We start from the raw sequence: 4,463 nt of genomic DNA, 5'->3' as shown, positions 1-4,463 counted from the left end.
CGTGCCGTAGAATTATCGGCATGATGATCTCACCTCAGATGCTCAACGCCCACGCAACGCTCACCAAGACGGCTGAAATAGCTGGCGCACCGCTGGGAACTATTTCGCAGTGGGTCAACAAGGGGTTGCTCGGTGGGCCCCGGGCCCTTGTTGGCACAGAGCATCGCTTTGACCTGGGCGACGTGATGATGATCACGCTCTTCGCCGCGATGAACCGCAACGAGCGGCCCCGTAAAGAATTGATGGAAGCGGCAGCCGGTTTGATCCCGATGGCGATTGAGATCATTCGGGCGGCCGCACCCGATCAGGCCACCGTTTATGCGGTCGAGCTCAGCGGCCGGTCCGAACCTGGCGAAACCAGATATGCGCGGCACGTGGTGCACGGCGAGGCCGGGCTTTCAAGTCTCGTCAACGAGGCGGCCCAGAAGGGCTGGCCGGAGATACGCGTGCTGAACCTATCGGCTATCGTGGCGACCGTGCTGCAGGGCTGGATCGCTGCGACGGCAGATACCGCCGCATTGGAGCAGGCGTTATGAGCGAGATGCGCGGCACCCCAGTTTTTCAGGACACGGGATCGAACGCGGAGCGGAGCGGCATCTTTGTCGACGGCAACAGCATCATGATGCTGCAGCGGGGCCGAGGTTTCTCGATCGGCGGCCTCGGTCCTGACGATTTCAGGGACGTGGCTCGGATGTGCCTCGAGGCGGCGGACGAACTTGAAAAGGAATGGCGCCGAGTGGGTGTCGACGTGGCCCGCGCACTCGTCAAGATCGGCGCGACGGTGGGGAGCGCATAGTGATCACCACTGTCAAAAAGTCAAAACTCCGAGTTGCCCTGCTTGCAGAGCCGCAGCCCCTTGTTGACGATCCCGATGTCTGCACGACGAAAGAATTTTTCGATCAGTACTTCTATCCGGTGGTGCTGGCGCTTCGGACTGAGTACCGCGAGAGCATGGCGACCGACACGCTAGCCGTGCGGAAGGCCAAGTGGGGGCAGTGACGATGTCTTCTTCTAGGGCGAACATCGCTCCGCTCACGCTTCGCGCGGACGTTGCGCAGTCGAGTATTGATGTCGAGAAGCGCACGGCTCAGCTGGTATGGACCACGGGCGCGCGTGTGCTGCGCCGGTCCTGGCTGGATGGGCCGTTCTGGGAAGAGCTCAGCCTTGACCCGAAGCACGTCCGTATGGGTCGCCTCGAGGGCGGCGCGCCGCTGCTGAACTCGCACCGCTCTCATGACTTAAACTCGGTGATAGGCGTGGTCGAGCGTGCCAGTCTCAGAGGCAAGAAGGGCACAGCCACTGTTCGATTTAGCGCCCGCGATGACGTGGCGCCCATTTTTCGCGACGTTCAAGACGGGATCATCCGGCAGGTGAGCGTGGGCTATCGCGTTCATAAGTTCGAGAAGACGGAGGGCGGCGCCGACAAGATCCCGGTGATGCGGGCCATCGATTGGGAGCCGTTCGAAATCTCACTCGTGCCGATCGGAGCTGATTCGGAATCGGGTGTTCGAGGTGACCAACAAATTGAGCGGAACGCGGTTGAGATCGTCACCCGCAATCAGGGGAACAGTTCGATGAGAAACGTTGAAGACGATTCGGCCGGCGGCCCAGGCGCGGGTGCAGAGACGATGGCCGAGCGCGAGCGCTACACGGGCATCACGACGGCCTGCCGTGCGGCTGGAATGACCAATGCTTTTGCCGATGATCTTATCAGCCGAGGCGTTCCGATCGATCAGGCTCGCGAGCTCATTCTCAACGAGCTCTCGGCGGGCAGCGACGTGCAACGGGTCTCCGGCCTTCATTCTCATGACAACGACATTCGTGCCAGCGTAACCAGGGACGGAGGGGCAACCCTGCGCGACGGCCTGATCGAGGCAATGACGCACCGAATTTCTTTGGGAGCTGCACCGATCAGGGGGCCCGGTGAGCAATTCCGGGGAGCGAGTTGTGTGGATATGGCACGATCTTTCCTGGAGAGCCGCGGCGAGCGCCTTGGGTGGACCTCACCTGGAAAGATAATCAAGCGCGCGATGTCGACTAGCGACTATCCGTTGCTGCTGGCCGATGCTACTGGCAAAGCGCTTCTGGCGATGTGGCCGACACTACGCTCTCCGCTCGTAGTGCTCACCCACCCTGACAACGCGGCTGATTTTCGTGTTCAACGCCGCTTGCGCCCTGGAGAGTTTCCCCAGCTGAAGAAAGTCGGCGAGCTCGCCGAATACACGGATGGGACCTTCGGCGAAACAGAGGAAACCTGGAAGATTGATAAGTACGGTCGCATCTTGGGTCTCTCCTATGAAGCGCAAGTCAATGATGATCTCGACGCCTTCGGTCGCGCGACGCGTAGCATTACGCTTGCGGCATCGACCTTCGAAGGTCAGCTTCTCGCCAAGGCGATCACGAGTAATCCGGATATGGCGGATGGCGATCCGGTGTTCCACGCGAACCATGGAAACCTGATCACCGACGCGGATTTTGGCACGGCCGGGCTGTCAAAGGCGCGAACCGCAATGCGCCTACAGAAAGGCGTTGACGGCGTCACTCCCCTCAACATCGCACCTCAGTTTATTCTTGTCCCGGCGGCCCTCGAAACGACTGCGGAGCAGATCGTGTCCGAGATCTATCCGGCCGAGGTGGAAGCTTCCAATGCCTCGTTCCGACGCCTAACGGTTGTCACAGATGCCTTGTTGGATGCCGTCTCCGAGGTGGATACTTATGTGTTCTCCTCACCCTCGGCCGCCCCTTCCCTCGTGCTCGGATATCGCGACGGCAATACGGCTCCGTTCGTGGAAACACAGCAGGGTTTCCGAGTTGACGCGCTCGAAATCAAGGTCCGCCACGAGGTGGGTGTTGGCTGGATTGACTACCGCGGCGCCTGCAAGATCGACGAAACCGAGAGCTGATCACGGCCTTAGCTCTGACTTGGAGATCGAAAAATGGCGAAAAACTTTGTCCAACCCGGCGAGACGCTGACGTTAACTGCCCCGAGTGGTGGCGTAGTTTCGGGTTCTGCCTACCTGATCGGCTCACTGCTCGTGATCGCGCTGATATCAGCGGCCGAGACCGAGCTCTTCCAAGGCAAACCCCGCGGCGTGTGGGTGCTGCCAAAAACCAATGCTCAGGCATGGGCCGAAGGCGTGAAGGTCTATTGGGACAACACCAACAAGGTGGTCACCACCACGGCGACCGATAACACGCTTGTCGGCTTCGCGGTGGAAGCGGCTGCCAACCCCAGCGCGACCGGCGTGGTCTGGCTCAACAACTAAGGCTTCGTGTCATGGCCGCTGAGTTTCCCCTTAACATCATCATTCGCGCCGTCGACAAACTGACGGCCCCGTTACGTGCGATCACCGCCCGGATGGAGAGGCTTACCGCGCCGGCTCGTCGCGTCGCGGCAGCGTTCCGGGCATTCTCGCAGGCTTCGGGGGTGGACCGCCTGTCGAGGTCGCTCGGGGGCGTGGTCGGGGGCTTCCGGAATCTCGGGGGCGCAGTTGCAAATGTTGTCGGGAGGATAGGGATCGCGCTCGGTGCCATGGGCTACCTGTTCAAAAATCAGTTCGTCGACACCGCGGCCGAGTTTGAAACGTTTCGAACTGTCCTCGAGACGATTGAGGGCAGCAGTGCGGCCGCCAGCAAATCGATGGCGTGGATTTCCGATTTCGCGGCAAAGACGCCTTATGAACTCGCCCAGGTCACCGACGCGTTCGTGAAGCTGCGCGCCTACGGGATGGACCCGACCGACGGTTTGCTCACTACGCTGGGCGATACCGCTTCGGCGATGGGAAAGCCTCTCATGTCTGCAGTTGAGGCGATAGCCGACGCCATGACCGGTGAGAACGAACGGCTGAAGGAATTCGGGATTCGCGCGACCAAATCGGGCGACAAGATCACTTACGAGTACATGCAGAACGGCAAAACCATGACGGCCTCCGCCAAGGCGAGCAGTCGTGAACAGATCCTTGCCGTGCTCTCAGCGATCCTGAACCCGAAATACGCCGGCGCCATGGATAAGCAGTCCCGGACCTGGAAGGGGATGATCTCCAACATGTCCGACCAGTGGTCGCGTTTCACCAATATGACCATGGATGCCGGCCTGTTCGACTTCCTCCGGGGCAAGCTTGAGGGGTTGCTGGCCGCGGTGAACCGGATGGCTGACAATGGCAGCCTGCAGAAGTGGGCTGACAGGCTAGGCGGTGCGCTCACCCGCGCGTTCACGGCGATTGCCGATGCGGTTCCGAGAATAGCGACCGTGGTGCAGGATGTCGCGAAGCGCATGCAGCCGTTCGCCGACTTTGTCGGTGGGTGGGGCCCGCTGCTTGCGGGGGTGGCCGCAGCGATCGTCGGCGGGCCCATTCTTGCGGCCCTGGCCACGCTTACAGGCGCGGTGATCACCCTCGGCGCAGCGCTCCTGGCGACGCCGGTCGGGTGGGTCATCGGCGCCGTCGCCATCATCGCGGGGGCCG

General features: G+C 61.3%; 6 protein-coding genes. All 6 read left to right on the top strand.

The window, feature by feature from the left end; translation table 11 throughout:
- Positions 1 to 20 precede the first annotated feature (20 nt).
- Positions 21 to 536, top strand: a complete 516-nt coding sequence (locus FKM97_RS26085; protein WP_144295389.1) for a hypothetical protein — start codon at positions 21 to 23, stop codon at positions 534 to 536.
- Entirely contained in the window at positions 533 to 796 is a 264-nt protein-coding gene (locus FKM97_RS26080; RefSeq protein ID WP_144295388.1) for a hypothetical protein, read from the top strand. Before FKM97_RS26085 ends, FKM97_RS26080 begins: the two co-directional genes overlap by 4 nt.
- Complete coding sequence (locus FKM97_RS26075; protein WP_144295387.1) at positions 796 to 999, top strand: hypothetical protein; 204 nt, start codon at positions 796 to 798, stop codon at positions 997 to 999. The genes FKM97_RS26080 and FKM97_RS26075 overlap by 1 nt, the downstream gene beginning before the upstream one ends.
- Positions 987 to 2,903 carry a prohead protease/major capsid protein fusion protein gene (locus FKM97_RS26070; protein ID WP_144295386.1) on the top strand — a complete coding sequence of 639 codons (1,917 nt, stop codon included), beginning with the start codon at positions 987 to 989 and terminating at the stop codon, positions 2,901 to 2,903. Before FKM97_RS26075 ends, FKM97_RS26070 begins: the two co-directional genes overlap by 13 nt.
- A gap of 33 nt (positions 2,904 to 2,936) precedes the next feature.
- The gene (locus tag FKM97_RS26065) at positions 2,937 to 3,266 is read left to right on the top strand and encodes a DUF2190 family protein (protein WP_144295385.1); all 330 of its coding nucleotides are present in this window, start codon (positions 2,937 to 2,939) and stop codon (positions 3,264 to 3,266) included.
- 266 nt (positions 3,267 to 3,532) lie between these two features.
- Positions 3,533 to 4,463 (top strand): tape measure protein (locus FKM97_RS26060; RefSeq protein WP_246105280.1); only part of this gene is annotated, 931 nt, incomplete at its 3' end.

It is taken from the genome of Rhodoligotrophos appendicifer, assembly GCF_007474605.1.
GTDB lineage: Bacteria > Pseudomonadota > Alphaproteobacteria > Rhizobiales > Im1 > Rhodoligotrophos > Rhodoligotrophos appendicifer.
Note: the sequence above shows the minus strand (reverse complement) of the source record. Positions and strands in the feature narration are given on the sequence as shown.

Excerpts from the sequence above, each read along its gene's own strand:
- FKM97_RS26085 (WP_144295389.1), top strand. The coding sequence starts at position 21 with ATGATGATCTCACCTCAGATGCTCAACGCCCACGCAACGCTCACCAAG.
- FKM97_RS26080 (WP_144295388.1), top strand. The coding sequence starts at position 533 with ATGAGCGAGATGCGCGGCACCCCAGTTTTTCAGGACACGGGATCGAAC.
- FKM97_RS26065 (WP_144295385.1), top strand. The coding sequence starts at position 2,937 with ATGGCGAAAAACTTTGTCCAACCCGGCGAGACGCTGACGTTAACTGCC.